At 79.6% G+C, this 2,249-nt stretch carries 1 protein-coding gene; it reads left to right on the top strand.

The window, feature by feature from the left end; all coding sequences use genetic code 11:
* Positions 1–2,139 (top strand): primosomal protein N' (locus tag CCN44_RS41820; protein ID WP_244204070.1); only part of this gene is annotated, 2,139 nt, incomplete at its 5' end.
* Positions 2,140–2,249 lie beyond the last annotated feature (110 nt).

The raw sequence follows: 2,249 nt of genomic DNA, 5'->3' as shown, positions 1-2,249 counted from the left end.
CCCCGGACGGACGGGGGCGGCGGGGCCGAGGGGGCGCCGCCGGAGCAGCTCGCGCTCATCCGGGAGAGCGTGCGCCAGGCCAAGGCACCCCGGGCCAAGCCGCGGACCTGGCGGGGGGCCGCGCTCGCCAAGGAGCGGCCCGTCGCCAGGGTGCTGGTCGACAAGGGCGTGCTGCACCTCGACCGGTACTTCGACTACGCCGTGCCCGAGGAGATGGACGCGCAGGCGCAGCCCGGCGTGCGGGTGCGGGTGCGGTTCGGGGCCGGGCGGCACCGGGTGCGGGAGGGCCTCCGGGAGGGCGGCGGGCTCATCGACGGCTTCCTCGTCGAGCGGCGCGCCGAGTCCGACTACTCCGGACCGCTGGCCGCGCTCGCCCAGGTCGTCTCGCCGGAGCGGGTGCTGAGCGAGGAGCTGCTCGGCCTCGCCCGGGCGGTCGCCGACCGGTACGCGGGCAGCCTCGCCGACGTGCTCCAGCTGGCCGTGCCGCCGCGCAACGCCCGCGCCGAGCAACGCCCGTCCCCGGCCCCGCTGCCCCCGCCGAAGGCACCGGACACCGGCTCCTGGACGCGCTACGAGCACGGGCCCGCCTTCCTCGACGCGCTGGCCTCCGGAGGGGCCCCCAGGGCGGTGTGGCACGCGCTGCCCGGACCGCAGTGGAGCGAGGAGCTGGCCCGGGCCGTCGCCGCCACCCTCGCCTCCGGGCGCGGCGCCCTCGTCGTCGTACCGGACGGGCGCGCCGCCGCCCGCGTGGACGCCGCGCTGACCGCGCTGCTCGGCACGGGCCGGCACGCCCTGCTCACCGCCGACGCCGGCCCCGAGAAGCGGTACGCGCAGTGGCTGGCGGTGCGGCGCGGTTCCGTGCGGGCCGTCGTCGGGACCCGGGCGGCGATGTTCGCGCCCGTGCGGGACCTGGGGCTCGTCGCGATCTGGGACGACGGGGACGACAGCCACAGCGAGCAGCACGCCCCGCAGCCACACGCCCGCGACGTCCTGCTGCTGCGCGCCGCGCTCGACAAGTGCGCCTTCCTGCTGGGGAGTTGGAGCTGCACGGTGGAGGCAGCCCAGCTCGTCGAGAGCGGCTGGGCCCGGCCGCTGGTCGCCGGGCGGGAGCAGGTGCGCCGGAGCGCGCCCCTCGTCCGGACCGTCGGGGACGACGACCTCGCGCGCGACGAGGCAGCCCGTGCCGCCCGGCTGCCCACCCTCGCCTGGCAGGCGGCCCGCGAGGGGCTGCGGCACGGGCCGGTGCTGGTGCAGGTGCCGCGCCGCGGTTACGCGCCCCGCATGGCCTGCGCCCAGTGCCGCGCGCCTGCCCGGTGCCGGCACTGCTCCGGTCCGCTCCAGGGGCAGGACGCCGGCGTACTGCGCTGCGGCTGGTGCGGGCGCGAGGAGGGCGCCTGGCACTGCCAGGAGTGCGGCGGCTTCCGGCTCCGCGCCCAGATCGTGGGCGCGCGCCGCACCGCCGAGGAACTGGGGCGGGCCTTTCCCGCCGTACCGGTGCGCACCTCGGGGCGCGAGCACGTGCTGGACACCGTCCCGGACACCCCGGCGCTGGTCGTCAGCACGCCGGGCGCCGAACCGGTCGCCGAGGGCGGCTACGCGGCGGCCCTGCTGCTGGACGGCTGGGCCATGCTCGGGCGTCCCGACCTGCGGGCCGGCGAGGACGCGCTGCGCCGGTGGATCGCGGCCGGAGCGCTGGTGCGGCCCCAGAGCGAGGGGGGCACCGTGGTCGTGGTGGCCGAGCCGACCCTGCGGCCGGTGCAGGCGCTGGTGCGCTGGGACCCGGTCGGGCACGCCGTGCGGGAGCTGGCCGAGCGGGCCGAGCTGGGCTTCCCGCCGGTGTCCCGGATGGCGGCCGTGTCCGGGCCGCCCGCGGCCGTGGCCGAGTTCCTCGCGGCGGTCCGGCTGCCCCCGGACGCCGAGGTGCTGGGACCGGTGCCGCTGCCGCCACCACCGCCCGGCCGACCCCGCAGACCCGGCGCACCGCCCCCCGGCGAGCACTGGGAGCGGGCACTCGTCCGGGTGCCGCCGGGCAGCGGAGCCGCCCTGGCCACCGCCCTGAAGACCGCCCAGGCCGCCCGCATGGCACGGGGCGGCGCGGAGGCGGTACGGATCCGGATCGACCCACCGGACATCGGCTGACGGCACGCCCCCGCTGGCCGGCCCCGCACGTTGCCCTCGCAGGGCCGCCCCCGCACGACGCCCGCGCGCCGCTCCGGCACGGGGCCGGCCGACGTGCCGGGCGTCGGCCG

The organism is Streptomyces tricolor, assembly GCF_002155905.1.
Taxonomy (GTDB): Bacteria; Actinomycetota; Actinomycetes; order Streptomycetales; family Streptomycetaceae; genus Streptomyces; species Streptomyces tricolor.
The sequence above is the reverse complement of the archived record's forward strand: the minus strand, read 5'-3'. Positions and strand labels throughout refer to the sequence as shown.